This window comes from Curtobacterium sp. PhB146 (assembly GCF_004342995.1).
GTDB lineage: Bacteria > Actinomycetota > Actinomycetes > Actinomycetales > Microbacteriaceae > Curtobacterium.
The window spans coordinates 115,458-133,753 of record NZ_SMBN01000005.1 but is presented as its reverse complement, the minus strand read 5'-3'; the positions used below and the strand labels follow the sequence as shown (position 1 = coordinate 133,753).

At 70.4% G+C, this 18,296-nt stretch carries 14 protein-coding genes; 8 read left to right on the top strand and 6 right to left on the bottom strand.

Translation table 11 applies throughout. The features are described 5' to 3' along the window. Positions 1-127: 127 nt before the first annotated feature. From EDF33_RS17620 to EDF33_RS17605, 4 genes are read right to left on the bottom strand one after another with little or no spacing between them, the layout of a single operon-like run. The gene (locus tag EDF33_RS17620; protein WP_132100728.1) at positions 128-3,172 is read right to left on the bottom strand and encodes a glycoside hydrolase family 2 TIM barrel-domain containing protein; all 3,045 of its coding nucleotides are present in this window, start codon (positions 3,170-3,172) and stop codon (positions 128-130) included. After that, entirely contained in the window at positions 3,169-4,104 is a 936-nt protein-coding gene (locus tag EDF33_RS17615; protein WP_111085425.1) for a carbohydrate ABC transporter permease, read from the bottom strand. Before EDF33_RS17615 ends, EDF33_RS17620 begins: the two co-directional genes overlap by 4 nt. After that, positions 4,101-5,192: a sugar ABC transporter permease gene (locus EDF33_RS17610; RefSeq protein ID WP_123293505.1), complete on the bottom strand. Its 1,092-nt coding sequence runs from the start codon at positions 5,190-5,192 to the stop codon at positions 4,101-4,103. Before EDF33_RS17610 ends, EDF33_RS17615 begins: the two co-directional genes overlap by 4 nt. Next, the gene (locus EDF33_RS17605) at positions 5,189-6,547 is read right to left on the bottom strand and encodes a sugar ABC transporter substrate-binding protein (RefSeq protein WP_132100727.1); all 1,359 of its coding nucleotides are present in this window, start codon (positions 6,545-6,547) and stop codon (positions 5,189-5,191) included. The genes EDF33_RS17610 and EDF33_RS17605 overlap by 4 nt, the downstream gene beginning before the upstream one ends. A 187-nt stretch (positions 6,548-6,734) precedes the next feature. Here EDF33_RS17605 and EDF33_RS17600 point away from each other — a divergent pair, with 187 nt between their 5' ends. Next, positions 6,735-7,898 (top strand): Vms1/Ankzf1 family peptidyl-tRNA hydrolase, encoded by a 1,164-nt coding sequence (locus tag EDF33_RS17600; RefSeq protein WP_132100726.1) that lies wholly within the window; start codon positions 6,735-6,737, stop codon positions 7,896-7,898. A gap of 86 nt (positions 7,899-7,984) precedes the next feature. Here the strand turns inward: EDF33_RS17600 and EDF33_RS17595 are convergent, their stop codons facing one another. Further along, positions 7,985-9,187: an MFS transporter gene (locus tag EDF33_RS17595; RefSeq protein ID WP_131881269.1), complete on the bottom strand. Its 1,203-nt coding sequence runs from the start codon at positions 9,185-9,187 to the stop codon at positions 7,985-7,987. A gap of 90 nt (positions 9,188-9,277) precedes the next feature. On the opposite strand from EDF33_RS17595, the gene EDF33_RS17590 reads away from it, so the two are divergent. Beyond that, positions 9,278-9,979 (top strand): GntR family transcriptional regulator, encoded by a 702-nt coding sequence (locus EDF33_RS17590; protein ID WP_235035805.1) that lies wholly within the window; start codon positions 9,278-9,280, stop codon positions 9,977-9,979. A gap of 180 nt (positions 9,980-10,159) precedes the next feature. Here the strand turns inward: EDF33_RS17590 and EDF33_RS20285 are convergent, their stop codons facing one another. Continuing rightward, a complete protein-coding gene (locus EDF33_RS20285; protein ID WP_159570996.1) occupies positions 10,160-10,312 on the bottom strand; it encodes a hypothetical protein in 153 nt (50 codons plus the stop codon). A gap of 227 nt (positions 10,313-10,539) precedes the next feature. Between EDF33_RS20285 and EDF33_RS17585 the strand changes: the two genes are divergently transcribed. The 6 genes from EDF33_RS17585 (at position 10,540) to EDF33_RS17560 (ending at position 18,288) form a co-directional block, all read left to right on the top strand. After that, positions 10,540-11,640, top strand: coding sequence for a LacI family DNA-binding transcriptional regulator (locus EDF33_RS17585; RefSeq protein WP_228505604.1), 1,101 nt, complete (start codon positions 10,540-10,542; stop codon positions 11,638-11,640). Positions 11,641-11,956: 316 nt separating this feature from the next. Continuing rightward, entirely contained in the window at positions 11,957-13,714 is a 1,758-nt protein-coding gene (locus EDF33_RS17580; RefSeq protein ID WP_228505606.1) for an ABC transporter substrate-binding protein, read from the top strand. Further along, complete coding sequence (locus EDF33_RS17575; protein ID WP_111085432.1) at positions 13,711-14,691, top strand: ABC transporter permease; 981 nt, start codon at positions 13,711-13,713, stop codon at positions 14,689-14,691. The genes EDF33_RS17580 and EDF33_RS17575 overlap by 4 nt, the downstream gene beginning before the upstream one ends. Next, entirely contained in the window at positions 14,688-15,632 is a 945-nt protein-coding gene (locus EDF33_RS17570) for an ABC transporter permease (protein WP_123293511.1), read from the top strand. The genes EDF33_RS17575 and EDF33_RS17570 overlap by 4 nt, the downstream gene beginning before the upstream one ends. Continuing rightward, the gene (locus EDF33_RS17565) at positions 15,629-17,422 is read left to right on the top strand and encodes an ABC transporter ATP-binding protein (protein WP_243692485.1); all 1,794 of its coding nucleotides are present in this window, start codon (positions 15,629-15,631) and stop codon (positions 17,420-17,422) included. The genes EDF33_RS17570 and EDF33_RS17565 overlap by 4 nt, the downstream gene beginning before the upstream one ends. Next, positions 17,419-18,288 carry an alpha/beta fold hydrolase gene (locus tag EDF33_RS17560; RefSeq protein ID WP_132100725.1) on the top strand — a complete coding sequence of 290 codons (870 nt, stop codon included), beginning with the start codon at positions 17,419-17,421 and terminating at the stop codon, positions 18,286-18,288. Before EDF33_RS17565 ends, EDF33_RS17560 begins: the two co-directional genes overlap by 4 nt. Positions 18,289-18,296 lie beyond the last annotated feature (8 nt).

The following is an 18,296-nucleotide window of genomic DNA, read 5'->3' as shown; positions in this document are numbered from 1 at the left end:
CGCGTAGGCAGCGCGGTCGCGGCGCAGTCGACAGATCGCGCCCCGTGGCGGTCGTCGCGCCCCGAAGAGCCGGGGCGCGACGACGACAGCGGGGCGCGGACGAGCCGGACCCGACCCGACCCGACCCCTACGCCAGCACGACGCTCCAACTGAACGCCTGCGGCCAGAGCTGGTGCTCGGGCAGCACGTCGAGGCCGCACGCCCGGCTGCCGAGCCCGTGCTGTGCCGCGTCGAGGTACAGGTACAGGTGGTCCGACGTCGGCAGTTCGTACGGGTGCTCGGCGCGGTCGATCTGCTGCGCGGTCCACGGCGACAGGGTGAAGCCCGCACGGTGCGACCCCACGGTCGACACCGTGAACGGCCCGACGGACAACGAGCGCAGAGCAGGCCGGTGCCCGGTCTCCTGCGGCCGCGAGTACTCGACCCCGAGCGACCGCACCGGAGCGGTGAACCGGCCGACCCGGGCAGCGTGCGACGAGTCGGCGTACGACTCGAGCGGCCCGGTGCCGAACCACGTGGCCGTCTCGTCGGCCAACCCAGCGGGCAGGTCGAACCGCACCCCGATCCGCGGCCAGGTGACGTCCCACGCCCCGAACGGCACCGCGTCGGTCTGCAGCACCAGCCCGTCGGACGTCAGGGTCCAGCGGTGCGTGACGTCGAGGCCCCAGCCGCTGTTCGCCGCCGCCACCCGCACCCGCTGTTCCAGGCCGGAGTCGGTCCGTGCCACTGACACCAGGCGGTGGGTCAGCCGGTCCAGTCCACGGTCCCGCCAGCGCGAGGCCGACGGGGGAGCGTCCGGGTCACCGACACCGTGCGTCAGCACCGGGTCCGCCGTCTCGTAGCCGCCCTGCGACGCCAGCCGGTCGTTGTCGGTCGGGGCGCGCCAGAGCTCCAGGCGGGGTCCTGCGACCTCGTGTCCCTTCCAGGACACCAGGTCGCCGCGGTCCGAGAACGTCCCGTCGCCGAAACGGTCGCCGTCCCACCCCTGCCGGGAGGCCCGTGGTGCGTCCGCCACACGGCTCGCGACGAGCCGCTGGGTGCGTGCGACGACGTGGCCGGTGTCCGCCCACGCGGTCGGGCCCGCCAGTTCGGCGGTCAGGTCGAGCCAGAGTTCGTCGCCGGGTGCGAGTTCGGCGGTGGCCGCGTCGAGCACCTCGGTCGGCACCGGGACGGTCGCCGACTCGCGGGCGGCCACCACGCCGGCGGCGAACCGACCGGAGGCCTCGACGACGCCGTTCCGCGACAGGGTCCAGCAGAACCGCAGCCCGGCGGTCGAGGCCGAGTGGTACCGGTTCTCGACCAGGATCGTGGTGTCCGACACCGCCAGGCGGATCGGGGCGACGACGGCCGCGAACTCGGCGAGCCCGGGCGTCGGGGAGTCGTCGGGCAGCACCAGGCCGTCCATCACGAAGTTGCCGTCGTGCACGACCTCGTGGAAGTCGCCGCCGTAGGCGTAGTAGTCCTGGCCGGACGCCGTCTGCGCCAGGAGCCCGTGGTCGCGCCACTCCCACACGAACCCGCCGTGCAGGCGCGGGTACCGGTCGACCAGGGCCTCGTACTCGGCGATCTGGCCGGGGCCGTTGCCCATCGCGTGGACGTACTCGCAGTGGATGAACGGCTTCGAGCGTTGCCGTGCGGCCTCGGCCGGGCCGCAGCCGAGCAGGGGCGTCGGGGTGCCGCCTCCGATGGACTCGGTCTCCTGCAGCGACGGGTACATCCGCGAGTACACGTCGGTGTACTCGCCCGTGTAGTCGCCCTCGTAGTGCACGGGCCGCTCGGCGTCGCGGTCGTGCACCCACTGCGACATCGCCGCCAGGTTCCGGCCGGTGCCGGACTCGTTGCCGAGCGACCACATCACGATGGACGGGTGGTTCTTGTCCCGCTCGACGGTCCGTGCGACGCGGTCGAGGTAGGCGTCCGCCCAGGCCGGGTCGTCCGACGGGTTGCCGACCCAGCCGGTGAAGATGAACCCGTGGGTCTCGAGGTCGGTCTCCAGGATCACCCAGAAGCCGAGCTCGTCGGCGAGGTCCAGCACGCGGGGGTGCGGCGGGTAGTGCGAGGTGCGGATCGCGTTGACGTTGTTGCGCTTCATGAGCGCCATGTCCGCGCGGGCGTGCTCCTCGTCGAAGACGCGGCCGCGGACGGGGTGGGTCTCGTGCCGGTTCACGCCGTGGAACACCACGCGCTCGCCGTTCACCAGGAACCGGTCGCCCTCGATCGACACGGTGCGGAAGCCGAGCCGCAACGAGACGGTCTCGCCACCGGCGGCACCGCCGGCGTCGGTGCCGGTCGACACCGTCGCGTCGTACAGCTTCGGCAGCTCCGCGCTCCACGGCTCGACGCCCTCGACCTCGATCGGCGTGACCTCGTCGGCCGTCGCCCACGTCACGTCGACGCCCAGGTCGGGCACCGCGAACCGCACCGGGAATCCAGCGTCCAGCGTCGGGAACGTGATGGTCCCGCTGCCGGTCGCCGGGCGTCCGGACGCAGCCGTCCCGGCCGTCGCGGCACTGCCCAACGTGGGCGCCCAGGAAGCCCTGACGAACACGTCGTCGATCGGCGCCGTCGGACGGGCGAGCAGCGTGACGTCGCGGAAGATCCCCGGCAGCCACCACTGGTCCTGGTCCTCCAGGTACGAGGCCGCCGACCACTGGTGCACCCGCACGGCCAGGTCGTTCGACCCTGGACGGAGCAGCTGCGTGACGTCGAACTCGGTCGCCAGGCGGGACCCGGTCGACCAGCCCACGAGCGTGCCGTTCAGCCACACCCGGAAGTGCGACTCGACCCCGTCGAACCGCAGCAGCACCCGACCGGCGGCCGCGAAGGACGCCGGCAGCTCGAACGTCCGCCGGTGGTCACCGGTGGGGTTCTCGTCCGGCGGGTGCGGCGGGTCGATCGGGAACGGGTACTGCAGGTTCGTGTAGCTCGGCGACCCGTGCCCGTGCAGCACCCAGTGCGACGGCACCGGGAGTTCGCCCCACGCGGGGTCGTCCTCCACGGCGGCGTCGGTGGCGAACGCGTCGGACACCGATGCGACCGGCGACCACCGGAAGCGCCAGTCGCCGTTCAGCGAGAGCGACGGTGCGTCGGTGTGGAGCGCGGCCCGCGGGGGGAGCCGTGATGCCGAACCCGGCGAGGTCGAGTGGAGGTCGTCGAGTGCGGAGTTGGTCAACCCTTGACCGATCCTTCCGTGAGGCCCCCGCGCCAGAAGCGCTGCAGGACGATGATGGCGATGACGAGCGGGATGACCGAGACGAGCACCCCGCCGGTGGTGAGCTGGTAGAACTCCGGCAGGCGGTCGACCTGCGAGCGCCAGTTGTTCAACCCCAGTGTGATCGGGTACAGCTTCTGGTCTGCCAGCATGATGAGCGGCAGGAAGAAGTTGTTCCAGATGCCGACGACCTGGAACAGGAACACGGTCACCAGGGCCGGGGTCATCTGCCGGAGCACGACGGTGTGGAAGATCCGGAGCTCGCTGGCACCGTCGATGCGTGCTTGTTCGAGCAGCGTGGTGTCCACCGACGCCGCTGCGTACACCCGGCACAGGAACAGGCCGAACGGGGAGACGAGGCTCGGGATGAGCACGCTCCAGTACGTGTCGGTCAGGCCCAGCGTCGAGAACAGCAGGAACAGCGGCAGCGCCGTCGCGGTCCCGGGCACGAGCACGCCGCCGAGGATCGTGCCGAACACGAACTGCCGACCCTTGAAGTCGTACTTCGCCAGGGCGTACCCGCCGGCCGCGGCGAAGTAGGTCGCCAGGACCGCACCGACGCCGGAGTACAGGATGCTGTTCGCGATCCACCGGACGAAGATGCCGCCGTCGTAGGTGAACACCTGCTGCAGGTTGCTCCACAGTGCGAACTCGCCGCCGAACCAGAACCCGTTCGTCGAGAACAGCGCGCCGGTGGTCTTCGTCGCGGCGATGACGACCCAGTACAGCGGGACGAGGAAGTACAGCGCGACGATGACGAGGATGCCCGTCACGACGATCTGCGAGCGCGGGGACCGGTCGAGCTTGCGGCGCTGGTGCGCCGAGATCGACGTGGTGTCCACGGGGACGGCGGTCTTCGCCGTGGCCGGCGCTTCGATGGCTTCGCTGGTCATGCGTCCGCCCCCTTCGTTCCGTTCTGCAGACCGGACCTGGCCTGGAGGCCCGGTGCGGCTTGGGAAGTACCGGTGCTGCCCGCCGCAGCGCGCGTCTGGAGCGCGGTACGGGCCTCCAGGCCGTCACGCTTGGCGCGCTTGCGCCGGTCGCGTTCGTCCTTCGGCGCGCGGTTCGTCAACGCGAGGAACGCGAACGACAGGATGAACGCGGCCAGCGCGATGATGACCGCCTGCGCACTCGCGACGCCGTACTCGTTGAACGCGAACGCGTTCGTGTACGCGGCGTAGTTCGGCGTGTACTCGGTGTCGATCGCCGGGGCGACCGTGGACAGGATCTGCGGCTCCGCGAAGAGCTGCAGCGTGCCGATGATCGAGAAGACCGTGGTGAGCACCAGGGCCGGCGCGATGAGCGGGATCTGGATCCGCCACGCGACCTGGAACGGGCCGGCGCCGTCCATCTTGGCGGCCTCGTAGACCTCGCCGGGGATCGACTTGAGCTGCGCCACGATGATGAGCATGTTGTAGCCCGTGTAGGTCCACGTGACGATGTTCGCGATCGACCACAGCACGCTGTTGGCGCCGAGGAAGTCCGGCTGCAGCCCCATCGACTGCAGCAGGGACACGATCGGCGACAGGCCGGGCACGTACAGGAACGACCACAGGATCGTCGCGATGACGCCGGGGACGCCGTACGGCATGAAGTAGATCGCCCGGAAGAAGCCCGGCCAGCGGGCGCTCGCCGACTCGAGCAGCAGCGCCAGGATCGTGCAGGCGATGATCATCACCGGGACCTGCACGATGCCGAAGAGCAGCATGCGGCCGATCGAGGCGACGAAACCGGAGTCCTGCAGGGCGATCGCGTAGTTGTCGAAGCCGGCGAACTTGCCGACGACGCCGTCCTCGCCGAACAAGCCCTCGCGGTCGACGGTCGTGAACGACTGGAACAGGGCGCTGATGATCGGGATGATGAACGTCAGCAGGAACAGGGCCAGGAACGGCGCGAGCAGGATCCACGGGGCACGCTTCTGCGCACTCGTGGCCTTCGTGCTCGTGCGGAAGGCGGGTCGCGTGCTGGTCTGCTGGCTCATCGTGCCGTCCTGACGCTGAGGCCCTTGTCCTTGAAGGACTGGACGATCTCCCGCTGCGCGAGTTCCACCGCGTCGGAGAGCTTGAGGCCGGAGGTGAGCTTGCGGCGGAACTGGTTCTGCAGGCTCGTGAACGCCGACTGGGTCACGGGGGACCACGACCAGTCGATGTTCTGCTCCTTCGAGGCCGGCACGAAGACGTCCTCGTTGTAGTTCTGGCCGGAGAACCACTTCGACGGCTGCTCACGCTGCTTGCCGATGTAGTCGACCGCGGGCGACCAGCCGATGCCGCAGTGCTTGATCATCGCGTCGATGCCCTCCTTCGAGGTGGTCATCCACGTGATGAACTCGAGCGCCTCCCTCGGGTGCTTCGCGTTCGCCAGGACCGCCGCCGTCGAACCACCGATGGCGCTCGAGCCGAAGCCGTCGGCGCCCCACTTCTGCATCGGGGCGACCTTCCACTTGCCCTCGCCGCCCTGCACGGACTCGATCAGGGCGTCACCCCAGCTCGCGCTCGTGACCGCGGCGATCTTGCCGCTCGCGGCCGAGGCGTACCAGCCGGGGGAGTACGCACCGGCACTGGTGTCGACGAGCTTGTCGTCGATGACCCCGTCGAAGAAGTCCGCGACCATCAGGGTCTTGTCGTCGGTCATGTCGACGACCCACTCGTCACCGTCGACCTTGAACCAGCGGGCGCCGGCCTGCTGCGCGTACGCGGCGAACGGCGACGCGTCCGAGACCGGGAACACCTCGAGGTAGTTCTGCTTGCCCGTCTTCCGGACCTTCTCGGCCAGGTCGCGCCACTCCTCCCACGTCGTCGGGGGCTCGCCGCCGGCCTGCTCGAGCAGGGCGGTCTGGTAGTAGAACCCCATGGGGCCGGTGTCCTGCGGGATGCCGTAGATGCCGTCGACGAAGGACACCTGCGCCCACGCCGCCTCGTCGTACTTCGACTCGAAGTCCTTCGCGCCGTAGCGGGCGAGGTCGACGAGACCGTTGGCGAGCATGAACTCGGGGATCTGCCGGAGCTCGACCTGACCGATGTCCGGACCGCCGCCGGCCGCCAGCGCGGAGTACATCTTCTGGTACCCGCCGCTGTTGCCACCGGGGATCCAGTTCGCCGACACCTGGATGTTCGGGTGCGTCTTGTTCCAGACGTCGCAGACCTTCTGCAGGTCCTTCAACCAGGCCCAGTAGGTGAGCTGGACGGTCTCGCCCGACGCGGCGGCCGGCACGAGGGCGGCCTTGTTCACGTTGGTGGAACCGGGGACCGCGCAGCCGGCGAGCAGCCCTGCCGCCGCCGTGCCGATGCCGAAGCCCAGGAGTTGTCGTCTGGAGATGGGTCGTGGTCGTGGCGTCATTGCCGCACTCCGGTTCGTCGTCGATTCGGGGTCCAGGTCAGCCAACCACAAAACCGAGCGTCGTTGCAGATTCGCGCCTGGGTGTTCGCTCCCGACTGTGGACGCCCGGTGGCGGCGAGGTGGAGTGTGGTCGCACGTGAGAGCGCCGGAGCTCATCGGCTCCGGCAACCGTCCGAGAGGAGCTGCCATGACGTCGACCAACGCGACGAGCGAACTGCACCGGATCCTGGGAGAGCGACTGGAGGGCGGCGGCACCTGGGCCTGGGCCTACGCCGACGTCTCCGGCAACGTCGAGGATCCCCGACGACAGGCGGCGCTCAAGCTCCGCGGTGTCGAGGAGGGGCTCCGGGCACAGGGTGCGTCCGACGAGGTCGTCGACGCCGTCGCCACCGAGTTCGAGCAGGAGCCCGGCGTCCCCTCGCCCGTCACCCGGTACGTGCTCGTGCACGACGGCGAGGTCGTGCTGAGCGAGGTCCTGCCCGGGCCGCTGCACGGATCGGAGTCCGTCGGCGTCGGAGCCGTGCCGGACCTCGTGCCGCTCGTCGCCCACCGTCCCGTCGACCTGCCGTTCCTGGTGGTCCACGCCGGCAAGGAGGGCGGGGCCTTCCGCGCCTACCGCCTCGGGCACGCCCCGGTCGCGGCCGACGCGTCCGAGCAGCAGGTGGCTGGACGGAACGACACCCTGCACTACGCCAAGGCCGGCACAGGGTGGAAGCAGCCGCACTGGCAGCAGCACACCGAGGAGATCTGGAAGCAGAACTCGTCGGAGATCGCTGCCGCCGTCGACGAGGCCGTTCGGACGATCCGCCCCGGACTCGTCGTCGTCGCCGGTGACGTCACCGCCCGTGAGCTCCTGGTGAAGGCACTCTCGTCCGAGACCCGTGCACTCGTCTCGGTGTTCCCGGGCGACCCGCGCGCCGACGCCGGTTCGAAGCAGGCCTTCGTCGAGCACGTCGAGACCGCACTCGCCCGCGTCGTCGCCACCCGCCGTCACGACCTCGAGGACTCGCTCCGCACGCACGTCGGGCGTGGCGACAACCAGGTCGTCACCGGCCTCGGACCCGTCGTCGAGGCGCTGCAGCAGGCCCAGGGTGCGACCGTCGCCCTCGACGCCGTGGCCATCGGCGACCGGACGCTGCTCGCGCTCGCCGGGGCGCCGTGGGTCGCCACCGCACCGGAGCAGGCCGCGGGGACGCCCGTCATCGGGGCGGTGCCGGCGGTGTGCGCGATGGTGCGGGCCGCGGTGCTGACCGACGCCGAGCTCGTGCTCGTCAACGCCGCGTCGCTGCCCGGTGGCGCTCCCGCCGCCGCGCTGCTCCGCTGGCCTGTGGGCCCGGTCGTCCCCGCCTAGCGAGCCGCGCGCGTACCTTATCGAAACGGGCGTACCTGGTCAGTTCTTTCGACCAGGTACGCCCGTTCCTACAGTGCATCGCGCGGTCAGTCGTGCGACCGGTCCGCGCGCGGGACCAGCGGCAGGGCCAGCAGCGGCAGCACGGCCACGATGCCGAACGACGCCGCGAACCCGAGCGCCGTCACCAGGGCCCCGATTCCCGGGCCGACGGCGCTCGCCGCGATGAACTGCCCGGTGTTCTGCGTGCCGAGGGCGCGACCGGACCAGAACGGCCCGGCCGCCTCGGCGACCGACGTGTAGGCCAGCCCGTTGTCCGCCACGGTGACGCTCGTCGCGATCACCAGGAACACGGCTCCGGCGGCCAGGTGCGTGACGTCGACCAGCGCGAGCAGCCCCATCACGACGGCGGCGCTCACGACGACGATCCGCAGCGGTCCGACGCGTGAGCCGGCCCGGTCGCTCCACACCCCGACCAGGATCCGTCCGATCGCCCCGACGAACTGCGACGCCCCGACGAGCAGCCCTGCCGCGGCCGTCGACCAGCCCAGTCCGACGAGCCACACCAGCCCGTAGGTCGACAGGGTGAACTGCGGCACCACGAGCAGGATCGACACCGCGTGGATCCGCCAGAGGAACCCGCTCGCCCGGTACGGGTTCGCGGTCGCGTCGGCCGGTGCCGTGTGCCGGGCCGGTCGTGGCGGGTTCTGGATGCCGATGGCGCAGAGCACCGCGAGCACGGCGCAGAGGACGATCGGCAGGACGAGGGCCGCGCGGATCCCGGACCCCTCGGCGAGCTGCGGCACGGTGACGGCCGCGAGCGTCACCCCGAGCGGCTGCGACATCTGCCGGATGCCCATCGCGAGCCCGCGCCGCTCCTTCGGGAACCACCCCACGACGACCCGGCCGCTCGCGGCGTTCGTCGACGCGCTCGTCATGCCGCCCAGCAGGAAGGCCAGCCCGAGCAGGACCGGGTCGCCCGCGGCGAGCCATGCCCCGACCACCGCGAGGGTCGTCAGCACGAGTCCGCCGGCGATCACGATCCGCTCGCCGATCCGGTCGGTGATGGCGCCCCAGGCGATGAGCGTCAGGACCATGCCGAACGTCGGTGCGGCGGCGAGCACGCCCGCCACGGTCAGGGACGTGCCGTTCGCGTGCAGGTACGGGATGAGCAGAGCGGGAGCCGTCACCACCAGGGTCCCGGCGGCCTGCGCGGCGACCCCGAGCGCGAGCATCGTCCACGCTCGGCGGCCGATCGTGGTGGGCGTCGGGGGTGGGGCGGTCGCGGTCATCGTGGTGGCTCGCATCGTTTCATGTCGGAAGCAATTGGTATACCACAACGGTATACCATTCCGACGGTGTCCCCGCTAGAGTTGTTGGCCGTGACCGACACGACCGATGCAACCCCGGTGTCGCAGACGGCCCAGCTCTACGACAACCTGCGTGCCGCGATCCTGACGCTCGACATCGCGCCGGGTGAGCGCATCTCGGAGCGCGGACTCGAAGCGCGGTTCCACGCCTCGCGGACCCCCGTCCGTGCCGCACTGTCGCGGCTCGAGCGCGAGGGCCTCATCCTGCACGAGGGGCGCTCGTGGACGGTCACCCCGATCGACCTCGACGAGATCGCCTCGCTCGCCGAACTCCGCGGCGTGCTCGAACCCGCCGCCACCCGACTCGCGGTCGAGCGGGCGAGCGCCGAACAACTCGCCGAGGTCCGCGGGCACCTCGACGCACTGCGCCCGACACCCGACCAGCAGGCCGGCATCCGGATGGGCTCGACGTTCCACCTCGACCTGGCGGCGCTCGGCGGCAACCGGTTCATCACCGACGCGATCGCCGATGCCCTGACCCGTCTCGAGCGCACCCGGTGGATCGAGGTCCGCACGCCCGAGGCACGCGACGCCGCATGGGACGAGCACAGCGCCATCATCGACGCCGTGCGCGACGGCGACGCCGACCGTGCGGCCGGGCTCGTCGCAGCGCACGTCGCCGGGACGAACGACCGGTTGCTCGGCTGGATCGCACAGGAGCGCCGCCGACTGCGCGGCGCGGGCATGACGATCGTCGGGGCGACCGAGCGCTGACGCGAACCGCGTGACCTGACGGAGCACGAACCGCGGGGCCCGGCGGGACGCGCGGCGCGTGACCCGGTCCGCCGTGACGCGAGCAGGGCACTGGACGCGACCGCCCCGGAGACGCGACCCGACAGCAGGTGCCGGTCCGCGCCTCCTAACCGTCGCCCGGTCGACGCCGGACGTGACCCGCTACGGGCGGTCCGCGCGCTCCTCCGTCGCGTCGAGCTGGTCGAACGTCGACCCGCCGCCGTCGGTGCGCTCGAGCAGCGCGTCGCGCACCTCGGCCTCGTCGTGGCTCGCGCGGTTCGCCAGCTTGCTTCCGGATCGTGTCGCCTGTGACATGTCGGTGTCCTTCCCCTGCGTGTGGGCATCGTGGTGTGCGCGGGCATCCTGCCCGCCGGTGCGCTTCCTCACGGGACGTACTGAGGTCGTGACAGTGTCGCGCGGTCGCTCCGGCCGCCGCAAGGGCTTTCGTCACATGTGGAGAAGTGCCGTCACGGACCGTGCCTAGGATGGTGCGGCCGCGCCGCCCCGGTGCGCACCAGCGGACGTCGGACGGGAGGCACGGCTTGGCTGCACCACGTACCGCACCTCCCACGGTCTACGACGTCGCCAGTGCCGCGAACGTCTCGATCGCGACCGTCTCGCGCGTGCTCCGCACGCCGGACGCCGTCCGCGAGGGCACCCGGGACCGCGTCCAAGCGGCGATCCGCAGCCTCGGCTACGTCCCCTCCGGCAACGCCCGAGCCCTCGCCGGCAAGCGCACCGGCGTCGTCGGACTGCTGCTGCCCGGGTTCGACGTGGTGCCCGACGAACGGCCGGACCTGGTCACCGACGGGGGTGTCCGCGTGGTCGACGACCGCCGCCACGTGACCCAGCCGTTCTCCTCGAACCTGTACTTCGACGAGGTCCTGCGCGGCGCCGAGACCGAGGCCTGGCAGCGCGGACTCGCGCTGATGGTCGCCGCCGGTCGGGGGTCCTCGCGCGACGTGATCGTCAACGACGTCGCCGGCCGGGTGGACGGCCTCGCCGTGCTCGCGCAGACCGTGCCGGACGACCTGCTCGAGCACGTCGCCCGTCGGATCCCGGTCGTGGTGCTCGCCGACGACCGGCGGTCGCACGGGTTCGACTCCGTGAGCGTGGACAACAGCGCCGGCATGCGGACGCTCGCATCGCACGTGATCGGGCGGCTCGGCATCCGGTCGCTCGCGTACGTCGCGGGCCCGATCGACTCGCCGGACGACATGGAGCGCTCGACCGGCTTCCGGTCGGCGTTGGCGGACCACGGGGTGCCGGCGTCGTCGGTCCGGGTGGTGCACGGCGACTTCGGCCGGGCGCGAGCGCGGGAGCTGGCGGCGACGCTGCTGGCGGACGAGGTGCCCCGGGCCATCGTGTGCTCGAACGACCAGTCGGCGCTCGGCGTGCTCGACGCCGCCACCGCCCGGGGCCTGCGCGTGCCCGAGGACGTCGTCGTCACCGGGTTCGACGGCATCGACGCCGGGCGCTTCTCGTCGCCGCGGCTCACCACCGTGCACCAGCCGATGGGGGAGCTCGGGCGTGCGGCGGTGCGGGCGATCGTCGACCGGCTGGACCACCGCGAGGGACCGCCGCGCGCCGTCCGCCTGCCGGTCGAGGTGCTGTTGCGCGAGAGCTGCCCGCCGGCGCTGTGACGAGCGGTGCTGCGAGCGGCGCGGCGCATGGCGCGGCGAACGGCGCTGCGAGCGGCGCGGCGGTGCGTCCGCACCGTGCGGCTTTGGTCATCCCGTGCGACGTTGACCGCCCGGTGCGGGCCTGTAACCGCGCACGGAGCGGGCAGCCTCGCACCCGGCGACGGAACGCGCACCGAGCGCAGCGACCCTCGCTCCGACCCTCACTGCCGCCGCCCGCCACTGCGTACCACCCCGGCACGGAACCCCGGTGTTGCGCGACGCGATGTAAGCGCATACATTGACCCAGTACCGATTCGACACGGAGGTCGACCGAGCAATGACGCTTCCCCCACAGCGCACGCGCGGCAAGCGCGACCCCGGGACCCGCGCTCCCGGAACGCGCCCCGGCAGCACCCGACGACGCGGCCGCCTCGTCGCGGCGATCGCCGGGCTCGCAGCCGTGGCCCTCATGGCCACCGGCTGCAGCATCCAGGTCCGGTCCGAACCCGATCCCACGATCGGCAAGGACACGATGCTCATCAACGCGGACCACGGCAACCCGCTGTTCGACCGCAACTTCAACCCGTACATCGCGAACGCCCGCACGGCCTCCAAGTGGATGTACGAGCCGCTCATCGAGATCAACCCGCTCGACGGCAAGGGCACCCCGTGGCTCGCCAGCAAGTGGAGCCAGCCGGACGCCAGCACGATCGACATGACGATCCGCCAGGGCGTCGAGTGGTCCGACGGCTCACCGTTCTCGGCGAAGGACGTCGTCTTCACGTTCGACCTGCTGAAGAAGTTCCCGGCGATGGACGTCAAGGGCGCCTGGCAGCACATCAAGAGCATCGAGGTGGACGGCGACCACGTCGTCTTCCACCTCAAGAGCGACGACGTGCCGAGCCTCAACATCATCGGCGCGACGTACATCCTCGGTGAGCAGCACTGGGGCGGCGTGAAGGACCCCACGACGTTCCGCGACCCGAATCCGGTCGGCACCGGCCCGTTCGTGCTCGGCAACTACACCGACCAGCAGTACTCGATGGACAAGAACCCGACGTACTGGCAGGCCGACAAGATCGCCATCAAGCACCTCATCCTGCCGGCGACGAACACGCAGCTCGACACCGTCACCCGCGGCTACGACTGGGCGTACTCGTTCATCTCGGACGTCAAGGGCACCTGGGGCGCCGCGTCGAAGACCAACCAGTGGTGGTTCCCGGCCGGTGGCGTGATCGGCCTCATCCCGAACCTGACGAAGGCCCCGTACAACGACGTCAACGTCCGCAAGGGCATCTCGCTCGCGCTGAACCGTGACGACATCGCCGAGACCGCGTCCGAGGGCAACCTGGCGGCAGCGGGCCAGACCGGCCTGATCCTGCCGAACCAGGAGAAGTACCTCAACCCGGACATCCCGGACAAGGGCATGATCACGCAGGACGTCGACGCTGCGAAGGCCGCGTTCGCGAAGTCCGGCTGGACCGAGCAGGGCGGGAAGATCATGAAGGACGGCAAGCAGCTGTCCATCACCATCATGACCGCGAACGGCTACTCGGACTGGCTCCGTGCCGCGCAGGAGGTCCGTCGCGACCTGACGGCCATCGGCGTGAAGGTGACGATCCAGGCACCGCAGCCCGCCGGCTACCAGCAGAACATCAACAACGGCACGTTCGACATGGCGATGGGCGGCATGGGCAACGGTGACGTCTACCAGGCGTTCAACTCCCTGCTCAGCAGCGACTTCTACCAGCCGGTCGGCAAGTCGACGGTGAACAACTACGAGCGCTACAAGAACGCCGACACCCAGAAGCTCCTCGACGAGTACAAGGCGACGACGGACACGGCGAAGCAGCAGGAGATCCTCAACCAGCTGCAGGAGATCGTGTACGACGAGCTGCCCGTGATCGGCATGTACTACGGCGGGCTCTGGGGGCTGTTCAACACCGGCAAGTTCGTCGGTTGGCCCAGCGCCGAGGACCCGTACATGGCCCCGCAGAACTACGACTCCGCACCGCTGCTCATCTTCTCGAAGCTCCGGCTCCGGGACAGCGCAGCCGGCCAGGAGATCCTGAAGCAGCAAGAGGACCAGAAGTGAAGTACATCCTCCAGAAACTCGTCCTCTTCGTCCTGACCCTCTGGGCCGCGGTCACGCTGAACTTCGTGCTCCCGCGCCTCATGCCGGGCAGCCCGTCGGACGCCGCGCTGGCGAAGCTCAGCCAGAACGGCCCCGTCACCGAAGCCACCAAGAAGGCCATCGAGGCCCAGCTCGGCGTCCCCACGGGCAACCTGTGGGACCAGTACGTCAACTACCTGCACCAGGTCGTCACGCTCGACTTCGGGGTGAGCTACACGTTCTACCCGCAGCCGGTCGGTGACCTCGTGTCGAAGGCCCTGCCGTACACGCTCATCCTGGTCGGCGTCGTGACGATCCTCGCGTTCGTCCTCGGCACCCTGATCGGCGTCGCGGCGGCGTGGAAGCGCGGGACCTGGCTGGACTCGCTCCCGACGCTGTCGGGGTCGTTCATGTCGACGTTCCCGTACTTCTGGACCGCCCTGCTCCTGCTGTTCTTCCTCGGCTACGTCCTGCACTGGTTCCCGACGACGGGCGCCTACTCGGCGACCACCACCCCGGGGCTCAACGGAGCGTTCGCGGCCGATGCCCTGCAGCACGCGGTGCTGCCCGCGGTGACGATCCTGGTGACGAGCCTCGGCGGCTGGATCATCGGCATGCGCAACGCGATGATCAACACGCTCGGTGACGACTACGTGACCTTCGCCGAGGCGAACGGTCTGCGCGGCCGCACCGTGGCCGTCCGGTACGCGGCGCGGAACGCGATCCTGCCGAACCTGACCGGCTTCGGGCTGGCACTCGGTGGCGTGGTCGGCGGTTCGGTGCTGGTCGAGCAGGTCTTCGGCTACCCCGGCATCGGCTACCTGCTGTTCAACGCCGTCATCGGGCAGGACTACCCGCTGATGCAGGCCCTCTTCCTGATGATCACCGTGTCGGTGCTCATCGCCAACTTCATCGTGGACGTCATGTACGGCGTCCTGGACCCGAGGACGCGCCGATGACCAACAACGCCACTGTCGCTGTCCGGACCCAGGACACCGACGAACAACAGGCTCCTTCCAAGTGGAAGAGCATCGCCCGCCAGTTCGGCGTCGTCTGGTCGAACTCGAAGGCCCGGATCGGCATCATCATCCTCGCGGTGTTCGTGCTGGTCGCGATCTTCGCGCCGCTCCTGGCCCCGTACGGTGCCAGCCAGAACGGCTTCGCCCGGTCCGCCGACGCGACCGCCGACCACTGGATGGGCACCACCGCCGCCGGCGAGGACGTCCTGTCCCAGATCATCTACGGCGCACGGATCTCCGTGATGGTGGGTGCCGTCGCCGGCATCCTGTCGACGCTCGTCGCCGTGGCGATCGGCCTCAGCTGGGGCTACGTCCGCGGCTGGATCGGCGAGGTCATCGGCTTCATCGTGAACCTGTTCCTGGTCATCCCGGGCCTGCCCCTGATGATCGTCATCGCGGCGTACCTGCAGAACGGCGGCATCGCGGTCATCATCGCGGTGATCGTCGTCACCGGCTGGGCCTGGGGCGCTCGCGTGCTGCGCAGCCAGACGCAGTCCCTGCGTGGTCGCGACTTCGTGACGGCCGCGCAGTTCTCCGGTGACGGTGCGACCCGCATCGTGTTCCGCGAGATCCTGCCGAACATGACCTCGCTCATCGTCGGCTCGTTCTTCGGAGCGGCCACGAGCGCGATCCTGGCCGAGGCGGGCCTCGAGTTCCTCGGGCTCGGCGACTCGTCGATCGTCAGCTGGGGCACGATCCTCTACTGGGCGCAGAACTCCAACGCGCTGCTCACCGGCCAGTGGATCCTGCTCTTCGCCCCCGGCCTCTGCATCGCGCTGCTCGCGATGAGCCTCACCCTGATCAACTTCGGCGTCGACGCCGTGTCCAACCCGCGGCTGCGCGAAGGCGCGCGCCCGAAGCGCAAGGAGGCGACCGCATGAGCGGCTCGCGAACGTACGCAGATGACGGCCTGGAGGCACGGGACGGCGCCGCCACGGGCCTCCCGTCCGACGGTGGTGACGCCCAGGGCGTCCTGCTGGACGTCCGCGACCTGTCGGTCGTGTACGAATCGGCCGGCCAGACGGCCGTCCAGGCGGTCGACCACGTGTCGTTCAGCTTGCGGAAGGGCGAGTTCGTCGGCCTCGTCGGCGAGTCCGGTTCGGGCAAGTCGACGCTCGGCTACGCGCTGACGCGTCTGCAGAAGCCGCCGGCGCGGACGAACGGCGGCAGCATCGTCTTCAACGGCCACGACATCCGTGACCTCGACGAGGAAGCGCTCCGGCAGCAGCGCCAGGGCGGCTTCGCGATGGTGCTGCAGTCCGGCATGAACGCGCTCAACCCGGTGCGCACCGTCCGGAACCACTTCATCGACATCTTCAAGGCGCACGGCCACGTGTCGCGCGACCGGTGGGACGCCCGGATGAAGGAGCTCATCGAGAAGGTGAAGCTGCCGACGTCGATGCTCGCCCGGTTCCCGGGGGAGCTCTCCGGCGGCATGCGGCAGCGTGTCTCGATCGCCCTGGCCCTGTCGCTCGAACCGCAGCTCATGGTGTTCGACGAGCCGACCACGGCACTCGACGTGCTCGTGCAGCACGCCGTCATGGACACGATCATCGAGCTGCAGCAGGCCGAGGGCTTCACGGCGATCCTGATCAGCCACGACCTCGGCATCGTGCTCGAGGCCACCGAGCGCGTGCTCGTCATGCACGAGGGCCGCATCGTCGAGGACGGCGGCTCGAAGGAGCTCCTGCGCAACCCGCAGGACGAGTACACGCAGATGCTGCTGTCGCACTACGCCGACCCGCGGGCCGAGATCGTGTCCCTGCCCGGGTTCCCGGACCGGTCGCAGCGTGCGACGTCCGGCGAGAAGCGGCAGGAGGCCACGTCGTCGTTCAGCACCGTCGGGTCGCGTGAGCGCTCGGCGGCGAAGAACCCGATCGTCGTCTCGAACATCGTGAAGACCTACCCGGCGCCGCGCCGCGGCGAGCAGCCCGTGCAGGCGGTGCGCGACGTGTCGTTCACCCTCGAGCCGGGGCAGTCGCTCGCCCTGGTCGGCCAGTCCGGTTCGGGCAAGTCGACCATCGCGAAGCTCCTGACCGGGGTCGAGAAGCCGACGACCGGCACCGTCCGGTTCGGCGACCTCGACGTCGCACGCCTGGGCAAGCGCGGCCTGCGGGACCTCCGCTCCGAGGTGCAGATGGTGTTCCAGGACCCGTACGCGGCGCTCAACCCGCTGCACACCGTGGAGTACACGCTGTCCCGCCCGATCGCGAACTACACGGACCTGACGGGGCAGGACGCCCGGCGCCGCGTGCTCGAGCTCCTCGAGACCGTGGGCCTGACCCCGGTCGAGCAGTTCGCGCAGAAGCTCCCGCACCAGCTCTCCGGTGGGCAGCGGCAGCGCGTCGTCATCGCCCGGGCACTCGCGTCCGACCCGCAGGTGATCATCGCCGACGAGCCGGTCTCGATGCTCGACGTGACGTTGCGCGCCGGCGTGCTCGCCCTGCTCGAGGACCTGCGCGAGCAGTGGGGCGTCTCACTCCTCTACATCACGCACGACCTGCTCAGCGCGCGGCTCATCACCGACGACATCATGGTGCTCCACGAGGGTGCCGTGGTCGAGCGGGGACGGACGGCCGAGGTGCTGCAGAACCCGCAGGACCCGTACACGATCGCCCTGCTCGACGCCGTGCCGAACCCCCGCCGCGCCCTCGCGGAGGGCCGGCTGTGACCACGCTGCACGACTTCCCGGCGGTGCCGGCGTTCGGCCACCTGCCGACGCCGGACGGGGTCGACGTCGTCGGCATCGACCTGCCGATCGGCCGCCTCACGGCGTACCGGATCGTGCCGTCCGGGGTGTCGAAGGGCGTCGTGCTCATCGTCCCGGGCTACACCGGCTCCAAGGAGGACTGGCGCACGTTCCTGCCGCTCCTCCGCGACGCCGGGTGGTCGGCGGTGGCGATCAGCCGCCGTGGACAGGCCGACTCGGTCTCGCCCGACGACCGCACGGCGTACACGCTCGAGCAGGAGGCCGCCGACGTCGTCCGCGTCGCCGGACTGCTCGACGACGGCGCTCCGGTCCACCTCGTCGGCCACTCGCTCGGCGGCGTGATCGTCCGCGCCGCAGCGATCGCCTCGCCGACGTCGTTCCGCGACGTGACGATGTTCTGCTCCGGCCCGCACGGCTGGTCGTACCGCAAGGCCGCCGAGAAGACGATCGTCGCCGACACGTGCTCCAACCGCGCGCTGTTCGACGCGCAGAACCCGCTCTGGGCCGGCCGCCCCGACGCCGAGCTCCCCGACGACGCCCGGATGGTCCGCGAGCGCTTCGACCACACGAGCGTCCTCAGCGTGCTCGGTGGTGCAGCGATCCTCGAGGACCGCACCGACACCACCGAGGAACTCCGCGCGACCGGACTGCCGGTGCTCGTCGCGCACGGCGTCTGGGACGGCGCCTGGCCGATCCCGTGGCAGGCGGACATGGCCTCGCGTCTCGGTTCGTCGTACGAGGTGATCGCCGAGAGCTACCACGGCCCCCAGATCGAGAACCCGCTCGGCACGGTCGCCGTCTTCGATGCGTTCATGAACGCCCACTGAAAGGACCC